We start from the raw sequence: 16,887 nt of genomic DNA, 5'->3' as shown, positions 1-16,887 counted from the left end.
AGAAGAATCCTGATAAATTCAGCGCATCCTTTTCATTTCATCCAATACTTTGTTAAAATGAAACGTGAAGGTTTAGTAGTTTTGTATTAAGCTATTTGAAATTGAAAGTATATTTTTTATTCTCATTTAAGAAATACCAATATTTGTGTATTGGTAATTGAAGGATTAGCGGAATCGTTTAATTGTTGAATATCAGCTTTATTTTGAAAATAAATACCTTAATGGGATTAGGAGTCGAACTTATGAGTGAAAATAAATTATTATTAGTAGACGGGAACAGTGTAGCTTTCCGAGCTTTTTTTGCCTTGCATAACTCTTTAGAGCGTTTTAAAAATAAAAATGGGTTACATACCAATGCTATCTATGCATTTAATAACATGTTTGAAAATGTAATGGAAAAAGAAAAACCAACCCATGTTTTAGTCGCATTTGATGCGGGAAATACAACGTTTCGCACGGCCATGTATTCTGATTACAAAGGGGGACGTTCAAAAACGCCTGGTGAGTTTCGTGAGCAGATGCCGTACTTACGAGAATTATTAGTCGGATTAGGGGTAAAACACTATGAATTAGATAACTATGAGGCAGATGACATTATTGGCACGTTGGCTCATCGTGCGGCAGAAGAAGGCTTTGAGGTGGTTGTGTTATCAGGAGATCGTGACTTAACACAATTAGCTACAGATAAAATAAAAGTCGACATTACAGTAAAAGGTGTTAGTGAAATCGAAACATATACTCCTGAGCATGTCGCTGAAAAATATGATGGATTAACACCAAATCAAATTATCGATATGAAGGGACTAGCTGGTGATACCTCTGATAATTACCCAGGTGTTACAAAAGTCGGTGAAAAAACAGCAATCAAATTATTAAAGCAATTTGGTAGTGTTGAAGGTGTATATGAGAACATTGATGAATTAAAGAAGAGTAAAATGAAAGAAAATTTGATCAATGACAAAGAACAAGCCTTTCTTTCAAAAGAATTAGCCACAATCAAGCTGGATGCACCAGTTGATATTTCCATAGATGAATTGGCTTATCACGGAAAAGATCTAGACAAATTAGTTCCTTTCTTTAAAGAAATGGATTTCAAAGGATTTCTGAGCAAACTAAATGTTGAGGAAGAAGAAGTTGAGTTAGAAGATATTATGTTTGACGTTGTTGATGAATTTACTGAAGATATGTTCAGTCCTGATTCTGCTTTGTATGTTGAAATGTTAGAAGACAATTACCACCTTTCTGATATTGTCGGTATTGCTTGGGGGACGAAGGAAAAAATTTATGTAACAAACGAGCTAGCTTTGTTTGACAGCAGCGTATTTAAAAAATGGTTAGAAACAGCAAACGGAAAGAAAGTATACGATGCAAAACGCACTTATGTTGCGCTAGATCGCTATATTACAAAAACGGAAGGGATCAATTTTGACGTCCTTTTGGCAGCCTATCTATTAGATACCAATGACAATAGTAATGATATTGCAGGAGTGGCTCAATATTACGGCTACACAGAAATTCAAACAGATGAGCAGATTTATGGTAAGGGTGCTAAAAAGGGACTACCAGAAGATGATGAAGTATTTTTTGGACATCTGGCGCGTAAGATTAAAGCTATTCACTTTCTGAATGATAAATTAGAAAATGAATTAGAGGAAAAGAAACAAGACAAATTGTTCTATGAAATGGAATTACCGCTTTCTCGAATTCTTGCTGAAATGGAAATTGCTGGTATTACCGTAGATGCGCAAAGATTACAATCAATGCGTGGTGAGTTCTCAAAACGTCTGCAGGAAATTGAAGAGAAGATTTTTCAAGAAGCAGGTGAAGAGTTTAATATCAACTCACCAAAACAGCTTGGTGTTATCTTGTTTGAAAAAATGCAGCTTCCGATTATTAAGAAAACAAAGACAGGTTACTCAACAGCTGTTGATGTATTGGAGCAACTTCGTGAACAGGCACCAATTGTTGAGCACATTTTGAATTATCGACAAATCGCTAAAATTCAATCGACCTATGTAGAAGGCTTGTTGAAGGTGATCCAAAGCGATAATAAGATCCATACACGCTATATTCAGACCCTTACGCAAACTGGACGTTTGAGTTCTGTTGATCCTAACTTGCAAAATATCCCCATTCGTTTGGAAGAGGGAAGAAAAATTCGCCAAGCGTTTGTACCTCGAGATGAAAACTGGGTGATCTATTCTTCTGATTATTCTCAGATTGAATTGCGTGTCTTAGCTCATATTTCTGGAGATGAACATCTGAAGCAAGCCTTCCGTGACGGTATGGATATCCATACTAGTACTGCAATGCGTGTTTTTGGTGTGAGTGAAGATGAGGTTACACCAAATATGCGTCGTAATGCTAAGGCTGTTAACTTTGGTATTGTGTATGGTATTTCAGATTATGGATTATCACAGAATTTAGGGATTACGCGTAAAGCGGCTCAGGAATATATCGATACTTATTTTGAGAACTATCCAGATGTGAAACGTTATATGGAGGAAAGTGTACGAGAAGCAAAAGATAAGGGCTATGCAGCTACTTTGTATAATCGTCGGCGTTATCTTCCTGACATTAATGCCCGAAATTTTAATTTGCGATCATTTGCAGAACGTACTGCAATTAATACACCGATTCAAGGAAGTGCGGCGGATATTCTAAAATTAGCGATGATTGAAATGGCTAGACGTTTAGAAGAAGAAAAACTGCAAGCAACGATGCTCCTACAAGTACACGATGAGCTAGTATTCGAGGTCCCTGAAAGTGAATTAGAACAACTTGACAAATTAGTTAAAGAAGTTATGGAAAATACAGTTCAATTAGATGTTCCATTACTGACTGATAGTAATTGGGGAAAAACATGGTACGAGGCAAAATAATGTAAGGCTGGAAGAAATTCCAGCTTTTTGTAGTGTGTTAAATGAATGTGTAGTTTTTTTATAGAAGTCAATACGAACCGGCTAGTCAAGTTTAGAGCAAACTATTTTTCGCTTGATCGGAAAAATGATAACTTAAAGATAAACTTGTTAAATGCTAGCTGAAGATTTATGAACTTTTACTTACTAAGAAATAGTAATGTGTTTGAGCGGGTTTGAAAGAAATTATTACTAGTTAGGATGATAGCTATGCCAGAATTACCTGAAGTTGAGACAGTCAGAAAAGGTTTGGTTTCTTTAGTCCAGGGAAAGACTATTGCAAAAATAGATGTTTATTGGCCGCGTATTGTTGAATTTCCGGAAGTAGAAATTTTTCAACAACAATTAATTGGAGAGACTATAGAAACAGTTGAACGTCGTGGAAAATACTTGATTTTTCAATTGACTCATTATGAGATGGTCTCACATTTGCGCATGGAAGGGAAATATGAATATTTTGATCAGCCGACTCCTTTAGATAAGCATAGTCATGTTCGCTTCATTTTTACAGATGGTACTGAACTTATTTATCATGACGTACGAAAATTCGGACGGATGGCTTTATTGAAAAAAGGAACGGCGAAAGATTATAAAGGATTGACGCAGTTAGGACCGGAACCAACTGATGCAGATTTTAACTTAGTTGATTTCAAAAAACAGCTTAAAAAATCAACCACTATGATTAAGCCTCTATTGTTAAATCAAAAGGTCGTGGCAGGCTTAGGTAATATTTATGTTGATGAAGTTTTATGGTTGGCTAAAATCCATCCTGAACAGCCAGCAAACACATTAAATCCTCAAAATGTTCGTCGCCTACGTGAAGCAATTATTGAAGTGATTGATAAAGCGAAGAAAGCTGGAGGAACGACCATTCGAACCTATTTAAATGCTTTGGGAGAAGCAGGTCACTTTCAGCAAGAGCTGCATGTATACGGTCAGACAGGTAAGCCATGTACACGTTGCGGAACACCAATTATTAAAATCAAGGTTGCTCAAAGAGGAACGCATCTTTGTCCTCATTGTCAGAAATTGAAGAAGGTGTAAAAATGAGTTTTGTCTTAGGAATAACTGGAGGAATTGCCAGCGGAAAATCGACAGTGGTTGATATTTTTAGATCAGAGGGTTTTCCGATTGTGGATGGGGATATTGTGGCGCGGAAAGTGGTTGAACCTGGAACAGAAGGGCTGCTAGCTTTACAACAGGCTTTCGGATCAGCAATTATTGATGAACAGGACAATTTAAATCGAGAAAAGTTAGGCAAGATGATTTTTCATGATGAAGGTAAAAGAGCAAAATTAAATAAAACGCTTGATCCATTTATTCGAAGTGAGATTGAAGCGCAGGTGGAGAAGGCAAAAAAAAACAATCAATTAGTCATTGTTGATGTTCCATTATTGTATGAAGGAAATTATCAAGTTTTGATGGATAAAGTAGCGGTTGTCTATGTTACTCCAGAAATTCAATTAAGTCGGCTAATGAAAAGAAATAACCTTCCCAAAGACGAAGCATTAGAACGAATTAGGAGTCAGCTTTCATTGGATGAAAAGAAAAAAAGAGCGGACATTATTATTGATAATTGTGGTTCCCAAGAAACAACACGTCAACAAGTTATGGATTGGCTAAGAATAAATAAATTTGTTTCTTAAAGAATTCAGCGTCGTAGTATTACGACGCTTTTTTTAGCGCGCTGGTTATGGTAAACTCATGTTATATAAACAAATAAATTTTTTCAATCAACAAAATTTTGTTTTTAAAAAACGATGCAATATAACAAATAGATTTCACGTTTAATCAGTGAATTTAACCAATCATAAGAAAGTGTGGGTGAATTTATGCGTTGTCCAAGATGTAATCATAATAATTCCCGAGTAATTGATAGTCGACAGACTGATGATGGACGAGCGATTCGTCGTCGTAGAGAATGTGAAAGCTGCGGGTTTCGATTTACAACCTTTGAGCGTATTGAAGCGGCTCCTCTGCTAGTTGTTAAGCGTAACGGTGATCGAGAGGAATTTAGCCGTGACAAAATTTTACGAGGCTTAATTCGTTCTGCAGAAAAACGTCCAGTAGCGATGGAGCAGATGGAACAAATTGTCGATCATGTAGAAAATCGTGTGCGCAGCATGGGAGAAAATGAAATTCCAACCAGTCAAATTGGCGAATTTGTCATGGAAGATTTGATGGAAGTTGATGAAATCGCCTATATTCGTTTTGCGAGTGTTTATCGACAGTTTAAAGACATGTCTGTATTTTTAAAGGAATTACAGGAGATCGTTGACAAAGCGAAGTCAACGGATGAAGAGTAGGAGGCATTTTAGTGGCAGAACAACTAAAACCCAGCACCTTTTATACGGTCTATGGTGAGCCACAACTTGATCAAAGTAAACAAGATGCTTTGCTGTATTTATACCAGCCAATTATTGGTAGCTCTGCGTCAAGCTTATACCTGACCTTGATTAGCGATATTATGTTAGATGGGAAAAGTCAAAGCTTGATGCACACCGATTTATTAGCCGCTATTGATACAGGCTTAACAAACTTGATAAAAGCTCGTGAAAAGCTTGAAGGGATCGGTCTATTAGAAACCTTTGAAGTGATGAATGAAGAGATGGGGAGTAGCCTGATATATCAATTGCGCCCACCGCTTGTTCCTGAAAAATTCTTTCAAGACCCATTAATGGCTTACCTATTAATGGATAAAATTGGAAAACACCGATATGAACGTCTAGTCGAACGCTTTAAACCGAAAAACTTTGATACTGAAAATGCCAAAAATATAACAAAAAGATTTAGAGACGTATATCGTTTTGATGAGACTGCTTTTACTAGTCATAGTGATTCTTTAGAGAGAACACAGGAAGTTTTTGAAGATAAATCAGATTTTGATTGGACCTTGTTTACTCAGCAGATAAAACGGTTCAATTTGATTATGACTTTGGATGAGCGAGAGAAGCTACAAACTTTTCAGCGACTATATGGATTGAACGAATTGGATTTGGCAGAATATGTTGCTAAAGCAAGTGCCGGTGAAGAAAAAGGGCTGAATTTTAATTACTTGCGTCAACTTATCAACAAAGAGAAACGACCGAATATACCCGCTGAATCGAAAAAAATACCATCAGAAAGTCTAACAACTACCGGAAACTTCTCATCGCAGGAGTTAGAAATTATCACTCAAAGTAAAAAAATTGCTCCGGTTACCTTTCTTCGAGCGATTAAGCGTGAAAAGGGCGGATTCGAAACCAATACGGAAGTTCGATTATTGGAAGAACTAATTGGGCGTAATTTATTACCTAAAAGTGTGATTAACATTATCATTAATTACATTTTAGTTATTCAAAATCAGGCTGTGATTAATGCCAATTATTTAAATGCTATTGCTAATGACTGGGCTCAGAAAAAAATTACCACACCAGAAGAGGCCATCAGTCATGTGCGGAAAAATAATCAGAAATTGGTTCGCAAACCACAAGCTACACGTCCAGTGTACCAAAAACGTAGTGGTCGAAAAGAGGCTTTGCCAGAGCATATTAAGCAGCCGCCGAAAGAGAAGAAGCTAACTCCCGAAAAAGAAGCAGAGTTGAACCGTAAACTAGCGGAATATTTAAGTAAAGAAGGTGACGATTGATGGAAGATGTAGGAAAAGAGTTGAATCGCATCATTAAGAGCCGTGGGGTCGATGGTCGTTACCGCCAAATGATGGAAGAAGTTTTGGCCGATCCGGATGTTCGTCAATTTATTGAAGAGCACAAAGAAAAATTATCGCAAGCAGATATTGAGAAGTCGTTTGCAAAGCTTTATGAGTTTGTTCAAGAAAAGAAAAAGTATTTAGCTTCTGATCCTACGATGATTGCACCGGGCTATGAGCCTCAATTAAGTCTAAATTTTCATTTTATTGATGTAACATATGTACCAACCGATGAGTTGCTTCGTTTAAAACGTGAAGAAGAGATTCGTAATCGTGTCAATTCATTAGACATGCCGAAGGATATCCGTAAGGCTTCAATACGAAGTTTTGAAGTTACTTCTGGACGAAGTGAGGCATTAGAAGCTTCACTGGATTTCATTAATCAATATGAGTCGAGCCCTAAAATGTTTCATAAAGCATTGTATTTAGTAGGAGATTTTGGAGTTGGCAAAACTTATTTGTTAGGGGCCGTTGCCCATGAACTCGCTGTAAAAGGCTTCGAAACAACGCTGCTACATTTTCCAACCTTTGCTGGTGAAATGAAGCAGGCCATTTCCAATGACAGAGTGGGACCAAAGCTTGATGAGGTGAAGAGAGCCCCAATTTTAATGATTGATGATATCGGCGCCGATTCTATGAGTGCATGGATTCGTGACGAAGTTCTAGGAGTAATTTTGCAACATCGTATGCAAGAGCAATTGCCAACCTTCTTTTCTTCTAATTTTAATATGGATCAATTGGAAGAACATTTATCTGTCACCCAGCGGGGAGACGAAGAGCCATTGAAGGCAAAGCGGATCATGGAACGTGTTCGATATTTAAGTAAAGAAATTTGGGTGATTGGTGAAAATCGCCGAAATGGTTAAAAAACGAAAAAATTCTTAGAAAAAGAGAAACGCCCTATTAAAAAGCGCTATCATTTAGCTCTTTTTTAGGGGCGCTTTTTTTAAGGAGTGTTATAATCTATTTTAGGATGTGAAAGTAATGAATGCCAAAGATTTATCGCTTCGATTACAAAAAGCGGCTGAGTTTGTACCACAAGATGCACGTTTAGCAGATATTGGTTCGGACCATGCCTATTTACCAGTAGCTTTAATGCTTCAAAATAAAATATCTTTTGGGATTGCTGGAGAAGTTGTTGTTGGTCCATACAAATCTGCAAAAAAGCAGGTGGCTAAAAATGGCCTAGATAAAAATATCGATGTTCGTCTAGCCGATGGATTGGAAGCAGTAGAATTGGATGATCAGATTAATGCGATCACGATTTGTGGGATGGGTGGCGTATTGATTCGGGACATTTTACAGCGAGGAAAAGAGAAACATCGATTGTCTGGAAATGAACGTCTTATCCTGCAACCGAATGTCGGTGAAAGACAATTACGCCAATGGCTATTTGACGAGAGTTATCTGATTATCGATGAAGCAATTATCGAAGAAAACAATAAGGTATATGAAATAATTGTAGCTGAAAAAGGAACAGAAAGACCTGAATATTCGGGAAAAGAACTTTTATTCGGTCCTATTTTGCGTAAAGAAAAAAATGCGATTTTTATGAAAAAATGGCAGCACAAGTTGGAAAAAAGCGAAAAAATTTTAGCGAGTTTGCGGCAAAGCGATCAGGATGTAGCAGAAAAAATCCAAGATGTTACGCAAGAAATTGAATGGATCAAGGAGGTACTTGATGATGCAGGGAAGTGAATTTATCCAGCGTTTTAAGCAGTATTGTCCAGAGTGGTTAGCAGAAGATGGAGATCCAGTAGGGCTTCATATAGGTACATTGAATAAGAATGTTGATCGAATTATGATGAGCTTAGATGTACGCCCTGCAGTTGTTGAAGAAGCGATCGCCAAGAAAGTTGACTTATTAATTGTGAAGCATCCACCGATTTTCCGAGCAATTACACGGTTAACGACAGATGATGTACAAACGAAAATGTATGCAGACCTAATCAAGCACGATATTGCTGTTTATGCGGCTCATACAAATATGGACATCATTTCTAATGGTTTGAATGATTGGTTTTGCGAAGCTTTAGAAGTCTTTGATACGGACTACCTTGTCCATACACATACCGTGAAAATGAAAAAGCTTGCTGTCTATATACCTCAATCGGATGCAAAAAAGATGCGTCAAGTATTAGCGGAAGCTGGAGCGGGGATACAAGGAAACTATCATGCTACATCTTTTACATTAAACGGCACGGGGCGTTTCACACCAAATGATGACGCACAACCGACAATTGGTACCGCGAATGTTCCTGAGCAAGTTCAGGAAAGTAAAATAGAAGTAATTTTTCCAGAAACAAGACAAACAGAAATCGTTGCTGCAATGGTAAAAGCCCATCCATATGAAGAACCAGCTTATGATATTTATCAATTGGATAATTTAACTGAAAAATTTGGAATTGGGCGCGTTGGCGAATTAAAAGAAGCACTACCGACAGAAGAGTTTATTCAAAAAGTGAAAAAAGTTTTCAACTTAGAAGGCTTGCGCGTGGTTTATCCCCGTACAGCCAAAGAGAGTATTAAACGAGTAGCTATCTGCGGCGGAAGTGGAGAGAAATTTTATCGTGAGGCCCTAGCTGCGAATGCAGATGTTTATATCACCGGTGATGTTTATTACCATACTGCACACGATATGCAGGAAACAGGTATGTTGGTGATAGATCCAGGGCATTATATTGAGTCGCTCTGCAAAGAAAAGATGGTGACTCTATTTAACCAATGGAAAAATGAAGAAGACTGGGATGTTGAATTTTTAGTATCAGAGACTTCCACAGATCCTTTTTCATTTAAATAAATAGCATTAAAGGAGAGAGTAAGATGTACGAAAATTTATTACCGCGCTTTTTAGATTATGTTAAGACAGAAACTCGTTCTGATGCGACAAGCACCACAACACCAACAACTCAAACACAGGTAGCCTTTGCCCATGAGCTGATGAAAGAATTAGAAAAAATTGGGATGAAGGACATTACTTATAATGAAAATAACGGCTATGTGATCGCTACTTTGCCAAGCAATCTTGACAAGGAAGCACGGACGATTGGCTTTATCTCTCACATGGATACAGCAGATTTCAATGCTGAAGGGGTAAATCCACAAATTGTTGAAAATTATGATGGTGAATCTACTATTAAATTGGATGAAGAAGGAAAATATACACTAAATGTAAAAGATTTTCCTAATTTGAAAAACTATGCCGGCCAGACATTGATTACGACTGACGGATCTACGTTGCTTGGTTCTGATGATAAATCAGGGATCGCTGAAATTATGACTGCGATGGAATATTTAGTCAATCATCCAGAAATCAAACATGGGGAAGTTCGTGTTGGTTTTGGTCCCGATGAAGAAATCGGAATTGGTGCAGATAAATTCGACGTTAAAGAATTTAATACAGATTTTGCTTACACAATGGATGGTGGTCCAATTGGTGAATTGCAATATGAAACATTTAGTGCAGCACAAGCTGAAATTACTATGCATGGGAAAAATGTTCATCCAGGAACGGCTAAAAATACAATGATCAACGCTTTACAAATGGCCATTGATTTCCATAATCAATTACCAGAAGGTGACCGTCCTGAAAAAACAGATGGACGTGAAGGATTTTTCCACTTATTGGCCCTTGATGGGAATGTTGAAGAAGCAAAAATGACATACATCATTCGAGATCATGATCGTGAGAAGTTTGAAGAACGCAAGCAAATGATTTTAGAGCTTCAAACAAAAATGAATAGTCAGTTTGATCAAGCACGAGTAGAAATTAACATGTATGATCAATACTATAATATGGGTGAGATAATTGAAAAGGATATGAGCGTTATTGATCTAGCCAAGGGGGCGATGGAAGAAGTTGGTGTAACACCAATTATCGAACCCATTCGAGGCGGAACTGACGGGTCTAAAATTTCTTTCATGGGGATTCCAACACCTAATATCTTTGCTGGTGCTGAAAACATGCATGGACGCTTTGAGTTTGTCTCATTACAAACCATGGAAAAAGCAGTTGACGTGATTGTGAAGATCATAGAAAACAATGCAAAATAGTTTTTTTGAAAAAGCTTTGAGGAAACTTGAAGCTTTTTCTTTTTTTGCTCTTTCGCATGTGTTAGGCTATAGCAATAAAGATAAAAATGAGGCTAAAAAATGAAGTTATCGATCAATCGGAAATTGATTCTAAATATTTTGTTGTTTGTTGTTATGATTGGAATTATCATCTTTGTGGTCCGCGATTCGTTAAGTGATATTTTTACTGAACTAGGCAGAACTTCATTGCCGGTACTTATAGGTGTCACAGGATTAGGGTTGATTAGTCAACTTATCGAAGGGTATACAATTAAAAATATTGCAGGTGAATTTAATACGGCATTTACCGTTCGCGATGGTTTTTTTGCATCGGCTTATGCGACTTTTTATCGTGTCATTACTTTTGGTACTGGATCGATTGTGTCTGAAGTCATTTATTACCATAAAAAAGATTTACGGTACTCAGAAGGAACAGGTACCAGTGCTTTACGAATGGTGACTTATAAAATTGCTTTAATGATCTGGGCGTTGTTCTTTTTAATCGTAAAAAGTGATGCAATTCAGCAGCATATTGCGAATGGTATTTTTTTGGTTCTTGCTGGTATTCTTGTTACATTATTGATTATTTCGACTTTACTAGTGCTAAGTTTAAATGTTAATGCGCAAGTTCTCTTAGTACTGATCTGTAATCGATTATTCAAAACGCAGAAGTTGCGAGATATTGTGGATCAGGTGAACAATCAGGTTTACTCTTTGCGTGGTGCCATCCAAACTTTTATTCATGACAAAAATGCAATGATCCGTGTGTTTTGTTCAAATATGGCGAAATTAGCTGTCTGGTATATGCTTCCCTTTTTTATTTTAGTCCACGATCGTTCTTCGATTGATCTATGGTTGACCGTGGCGTTGATCAGTTTTACAGTAATCATTGGTGGTATACTGCCAGCTCCAGGAGGAATCGGAGGTTTTGAATTTGTCTATGTGCTCCTATTCCGCAACGTCGTTGGCAAAGTCGATGCAGTTTCATCACTGCTACTTTATCGTTATGCGACATATTTATTGCCATTTTTAATTGGAATGATTTATGTATTGATTAATAAGCAACGGCAAATCAATCATGAAATTAAAGAAGCAAAAAAAGAAGTTAACGATTAATACTTTTCGTTTAACTTCTTTTTTATATATTTTGAAAACTAAAAACACAGCTTTTGAAATTTTAATAGTGGACGACGAGTTTCCCAATCATTTTATCTTCTTCAATAAATTGGTGGGCTTGATAAAAAACATCTGGAGAAAAACCAGGAATAATCTTCGTTAACGTACTTTTGATCTTTTTCTCATTCATCAGCTGAACAAGTAAAGCTAAAATTGCTCCTTGTGAAGCGATGTTGTAGTCATAATCGGTTTTAGCAAACATATATTCCCAATCAAAACTGCCAGATTTATTTTTTAATTTCGTTAAATCTACATCTTTATTTGCTCCTACAATTGATCCGAGATGACCAAAGGGTTCCAGTAAATCACTCATTTCCTCAAAATAACGATCTGTCGAATGAAGAATTAATATGTATGGCAAGGATGGATGTCCAATCTTTCTTAATTGTTTAGTCAGGTCTTTATGGTGATCAATCACGTGATCAGCTCCCATTTTTTCAGACCATTCTTTACTTTCTTTACGAGAGGCAGTGGTAATCACAGTTAGACCAGCCCATTTTGCTAATTGCGTCGCTAACGAACCAACACCTCCAGCGCCATTGATAATTAAGATTGTGCCATTATTTTGACCTTCCTCAGGTATCAATTCCATTTTTTCAAATAGCATTTCATAAGCAGTGATGAAGGTTAGCGGCAACGCTGCAGCTTCGTCGGTAGAAATGCCGCCTGGCAGTTTTGCGACGATTCGGGAGTCAACGACTTGATTTTCGCTGTAGCTGCCAAATCTTTTGGTAGTACCGGCAAATAGCACTCGATCTCCAACCTCAAAATTTTTAACATCGCTACCTAGTTGGGTGACAATGCCAACACTATCAAATCCTAAGACATGGGGTTGAGGAGTTCCTTTGCCACTTTGTCTCAATTTTGTGTCAACAGGATTTATTGAAACAGCTAAGTTTTTTACAACCAGATCAAGCTTATTTAATTTAGGAAGCATTACTTCGTACGTTTCGAAGTGGTTCCCTTCTGAAAGCAGAAAACCTTTTTCGAATCCGATTACGCGAGAAATCATCGAATCACTCTCCTTATCCAATTGTGTACCCATTTTTAATAAAAATGAGTTTGATTTTCACGTTGTATAGTCATACAGCTAATCTTATACTTAATGAAGCTCTCATTTAAAAAGATAAAATTAGCTAATTCATAAGTAAGGCGGACAAGCTGTTTCCTATTTAGCAATGAAAGAATTGTAGCATTATTTTGATTTTCTTCATAATAATAAACTTTGATTTTAGTGAGTGAATAGTTTGACCTTTACTGACCAAAAGTATATACTATTATTTGTAAACCATTAATAATGTCGGAGGTATGTTTATGAATATCGAAAAAATGACGACAACTTTACAAGAAGCGATTGCTGAAGCTCAGCAGATTGCTGTTACGAGACATCATCAGGAAATTGATATTGCTCATGTATGGAAGATATTTTTGCAGCCTAATCACTTTGGCAGGAATTTTTATACGGATGCGGGTATTGATGTTGACCAGTTTGAGCAAGAAGTAGACAAATTATTGGATGAATACCCAACTATAAGTGGTGGAAACGTCCAGTATGGACAGAACCTTAGTCAAAATTTATTTAATCTATTAAATGAAGCAGATAAACTTAGAGACAAATTTCAAGATGATTTTTTATCAACAGAAATTGTCATATTAGCATTAATGAAATTAAAAAATTACTCCTTGACGAAATATTTGAATGAGCAAGGATTAAATGAAAAGGAAGTACAGAAAAATATTGAAGAGATGCGAGGAGGAGATCGTGTGACTTCACAAAATCAGGAAGAAACCTATAAAGCGTTAGAAAAATATGGAGTTGATTTGGTTCAGCAAGTTAAAAACGGCAAGCAAGATCCTATCATTGGTCGCGATGAGGAAATTCGCGATGTGATTCGTATTCTTTCACGAAAAACCAAAAATAATCCTGTTTTGATCGGCGAACCTGGTGTAGGAAAAACAGCTATTGTAGAAGGATTAGCGCAGCGTATCGTTCGGAAGGATGTTCCAGAAAATCTTAAGGATAAAACAGTTTTTTCTTTGGACATGGGCTCCTTAATCGCTGGTGCGAAATTTCGTGGTGAATTTGAAGAACGCTTAAAGGCCGTTCTAAAAGAAGTAAAAAAATCAGATGGGCGCATTTTACTCTTTATCGATGAAATTCATAATATTGTTGGCGCCGGAAAAACAGAAGGCAGTATGGACGCTGGAAATATTTTAAAACCAATGTTGGCGCGTGGCGAACTACATTTGATTGGTGCGACTACGTTAGACGAATATCGTCAATACATGGAAAAGGATAAAGCTTTAGAACGCCGCTTTCAGAAGGTCCTAGTGAAAGAACCCACCGTTGAGGATACGATCAGTATATTGCGCGGTTTAAAAGAACGCTTCGAAATCCATCATGGTGTAAATATTCATGATAATGCATTAGTAGCTGCAGCAACATTGTCAGATCGATATATTACAGATCGTTTCTTACCCGATAAAGCGATTGATTTAGTGGATGAAGCGAGCGCTAGTATTCGTGTTGAAATGAACTCTATGCCGACTGAACTGGACCAAGTGACGCGACGTTTAATGCAACTAGAAATTGAAGAAGCGGCATTAAAAAAAGAAAGCGACGACGCAAGCAAAAAACGACTAGAAAATTTGCAGGAAGAATTGGCTGACCTTCGTGAAGAAACGAATGCGATGAAATTGCAATGGGAGACTGAAAAAGAAGAAGTCAATGTGGTTTCTAATAAACGTGCAGAAATCGATCAGGCAAAACATGAGTTGGAAGATGCAGAAAACAATTATGACTTAGAGCGTGCTGCAGTTCTACGTCATGGCACGATTCCAAATCTAGAAAAAGAATTAGCCGAATTGGAAGCGAAAAATCAGAAAAATGATATCAAAATGGTTCAGGAATCAGTAACAGAAAATGAAATTGCACAAGTAGTTGGACGTTTAACAGGTATTCCTGTTACCAAATTAGTAGAAGGTGAACGTGAAAAATTACTAAGTTTAAATAGTACACTACACCGTCGTGTGATTGGCCAGGATGAAGCTGTGGATGCTGTGAGTGATGCTGTATTACGTTCACGTGCAGGGTTACAGGATCCAAATCGTCCGTTAGGCTCTTTCTTGTTCCTGGGACCAACAGGAGTCGGTAAAACAGAGCTTGCCAAAGCCTTGGCAGAAAACCTATTCGATTCAGAAGATCATATGGTTCGAATTGATATGAGCGAGTACATGGAAAAACATTCAGTGTCACGGCTCGTTGGAGCACCTCCAGGTTATATAGGTTACGAGGAAGGCGGTCAATTGACAGAAGCCGTTCGTCGAAACCCGTATACAATCATTTTATTAGATGAAATAGAAAAAGCTCATCCTGATGTATTTAATATTTTGCTGCAAGTACTGGATGATGGTCGATTAACAGACTCTAAAGGTCGATTAGTTGATTTTAAGAATACCGTATTGATTATGACCAGCAATATTGGTTCGCAAGTTCTTTTAGATGGCGTAACTGCAGAAGGGGATATTCCTGAAGCAACGAAAGAACAAGTATTAAGTATGCTACGAGGACACTTTAAGCCTGAATTTTTAAATCGAATTGATGATACTATTCTTTTTACACCATTAAGCTTGAATGACGTAAAAGGAATCGTGGAAAAAATTATTCAGCATTTATCTCATCGCTTAGAAGAGCAAGAGATTCAATTAGACATAACTGAGGATGCAAAAAGCTGGATTGCGGAGAAAGCCTATGAACCACAATACGGGGCTAGGCCGTTGAAACGATTTATTACTCGAGAGGTAGAGACGCCTTTGGCTAAAGAAATTATCGCAGGACGCGTGTTGCCGAAAACAAAAGTGTCTATCGAGTTACTTGATGATCAACTAGTCTTTCAGAATCAGTCAATAGACATATAAAAAGATTATGTAAACAAAAAAGGAGTGAAGTAGAGATATAATCCGCTACTTCACTTCTTTTATAGAAATGAAAAGTTATAAGAAAAATACAAAAAAAATCAAGCATTTCATTGCAGAAAAATAGCAACTTTTACATTACACATATTACGAAGTAATGACAAATTAGTGAATTTGTAGTGTTTAAATTGTTTGTTAATTGTTAATGCTTTATACTTTTAAAGTAATCAAAAATGAAGAGTTCTGCAAAGGTTACTTGGAGGTAAACAATGAACCAATTTAAAACCCGCATTGAAAAGTACAATTATATAAAAACACAACAAAAAGAGAAACGCTTAAAGATGGCTAAAAGAACTGTGCCTTTATTAGGTACAGCAATGATTCTATCACCAGCTGTTTTGAATACAAACACGATAAAAGCTAGCGCAGCTGAAACCGGTCAAGTTCAAAATCAATCGACATTTATCGAACAATTAGGTGCTTCTGCTATGCAAGTTTCAGCTTCAAATGATCTATACGCATCTATTATGGTCGCTCAAGCATTAGTAGAAACAGGTTTTGGAAGTTCTCAATTATCTGCTGCTCCTTATTACAATTTATTCGGTGTGAAAGAATATAGTGGTGGTCCATCGGTAACTATGAGCACACAGGAATACTTAAATGGTCAATGGGTAACAATGAATGAACCTTTTGCAGTTTATAGTAGCTATGCGGAATCATTTCAAGCACATGCGAGCCTCTTAACTAGCTCATATTACGCAGGTGCATGGAAGAGTCACACAAATAGTTATCAAGATGCTGCAGTCTATTTAACTGGTCGTTATGCAACAGATCCAGGATATTCTAGCAAATTGATCTCCTTAATTCAGACATATAATTTAACTCGTTTTGATACACCGGGATCAGGCACGGCTGTTCAAGCACCAGCTACAGATGTTCAGGCAACTGAGCAAACTAGTTCGTCTTCTCAAGCCAGTGGTCAATCGTATACGGTACAATCTGGTGATTCAATTTGGGGAATTGCTGAAAAATTCGGAATCAGCGTTGACCAACTATTAGCAGATAACGGTTGGAGTTCTGATTCAACAATTATGCCTGGAGATACAATCGTCATTTAAT

General features: G+C 37.1%; 13 protein-coding genes. 12 read left to right on the top strand and 1 reads right to left on the bottom strand.

Translation table 11 applies throughout. The annotated features are described in order from the left end of the window. Positions 1 to 242 precede the first annotated feature (242 nt). The 10 genes from polA (at position 243) to RV13_RS07535 (ending at position 11,793) form a co-directional block, all read left to right on the top strand. The gene (gene polA, locus RV13_RS07580) at positions 243 to 2,882 is read left to right on the top strand and encodes a DNA polymerase I (protein ID WP_010744968.1); all 2,640 of its coding nucleotides are present in this window, start codon (positions 243 to 245) and stop codon (positions 2,880 to 2,882) included. Between the two features lie 246 nt (positions 2,883 to 3,128). Further along, positions 3,129 to 3,962, top strand: coding sequence for a DNA-formamidopyrimidine glycosylase (gene mutM, locus RV13_RS07575; protein WP_010744967.1), 834 nt, complete (start codon positions 3,129 to 3,131; stop codon positions 3,960 to 3,962). Between the two features lie 2 nt (positions 3,963 to 3,964). Next, positions 3,965 to 4,564, top strand: coding sequence for a dephospho-CoA kinase (coaE, locus tag RV13_RS07570; RefSeq protein WP_010744966.1), 600 nt, complete (start codon positions 3,965 to 3,967; stop codon positions 4,562 to 4,564). 186 nt (positions 4,565 to 4,750) lie between these two features. Then, entirely contained in the window at positions 4,751 to 5,224 is a 474-nt protein-coding gene (gene nrdR / locus RV13_RS07565) for a transcriptional regulator NrdR (RefSeq protein ID WP_010744965.1), read from the top strand. An 11-nt stretch (positions 5,225 to 5,235) separates the two neighbouring features. Next, the gene (locus RV13_RS07560) at positions 5,236 to 6,546 is read left to right on the top strand and encodes a DnaD domain protein (RefSeq protein ID WP_010744964.1); all 1,311 of its coding nucleotides are present in this window, start codon (positions 5,236 to 5,238) and stop codon (positions 6,544 to 6,546) included. Continuing rightward, on the top strand, positions 6,546 to 7,472 hold the full coding sequence (gene dnaI, locus RV13_RS07555; protein ID WP_010744963.1) for a primosomal protein DnaI: 927 nt from the start codon (positions 6,546 to 6,548) through the stop codon (positions 7,470 to 7,472). Before RV13_RS07560 ends, dnaI begins: the two co-directional genes overlap by 1 nt. 118 nt (positions 7,473 to 7,590) lie before the next feature. Further along, positions 7,591 to 8,304, top strand: a complete 714-nt coding sequence (locus tag RV13_RS07550) for a tRNA (adenine(22)-N(1))-methyltransferase (protein ID WP_010744962.1) — start codon at positions 7,591 to 7,593, stop codon at positions 8,302 to 8,304. After that, complete coding sequence (locus RV13_RS07545) at positions 8,285 to 9,406, top strand: Nif3-like dinuclear metal center hexameric protein (RefSeq protein ID WP_028021207.1); 1,122 nt, start codon at positions 8,285 to 8,287, stop codon at positions 9,404 to 9,406. The genes RV13_RS07550 and RV13_RS07545 overlap by 20 nt, the downstream gene beginning before the upstream one ends. A gap of 23 nt (positions 9,407 to 9,429) precedes the next feature. Then, a complete protein-coding gene (gene pepT, locus RV13_RS07540; protein ID WP_010744960.1) occupies positions 9,430 to 10,659 on the top strand; it encodes a peptidase T in 1,230 nt (409 codons plus the stop codon). 99 nt (positions 10,660 to 10,758) lie between these two features. Then, positions 10,759 to 11,793, top strand: a complete 1,035-nt coding sequence (locus RV13_RS07535; RefSeq protein WP_010744959.1) for a lysylphosphatidylglycerol synthase transmembrane domain-containing protein — start codon at positions 10,759 to 10,761, stop codon at positions 11,791 to 11,793. 61 nt (positions 11,794 to 11,854) lie between these two features. Here the strand turns inward: RV13_RS07535 and RV13_RS07530 are convergent, their stop codons facing one another. Beyond that, positions 11,855 to 12,865 carry a zinc-binding alcohol dehydrogenase family protein gene (locus tag RV13_RS07530; RefSeq protein ID WP_010744958.1) on the bottom strand — a complete coding sequence of 337 codons (1,011 nt, stop codon included), beginning with the start codon at positions 12,863 to 12,865 and terminating at the stop codon, positions 11,855 to 11,857. Between the two features lie 302 nt (positions 12,866 to 13,167). Between RV13_RS07530 and clpB the strand changes: the two genes are divergently transcribed. Both clpB and RV13_RS07520 read left to right on the top strand, forming a co-directional pair. Continuing rightward, positions 13,168 to 15,771, top strand: coding sequence for an ATP-dependent chaperone ClpB (gene clpB / locus RV13_RS07525; protein ID WP_010744957.1), 2,604 nt, complete (start codon positions 13,168 to 13,170; stop codon positions 15,769 to 15,771). A 266-nt stretch (positions 15,772 to 16,037) separates the two neighbouring features. After that, positions 16,038 to 16,886, top strand: a complete 849-nt coding sequence (locus RV13_RS07520; RefSeq protein WP_010744956.1) for a glucosaminidase domain-containing protein — start codon at positions 16,038 to 16,040, stop codon at positions 16,884 to 16,886. The last annotated feature ends 1 nt before the right edge of the window (position 16,887 follow it).

It is taken from the genome of Enterococcus raffinosus (assembly GCF_001886185.1).
GTDB classification, from domain to species: Bacteria; Bacillota; Bacilli; order Lactobacillales; family Enterococcaceae; genus Enterococcus_A; species Enterococcus_A raffinosus.
Note: the sequence above shows the minus strand (reverse complement) of the source record. Positions and strands in the feature narration are given on the sequence as shown.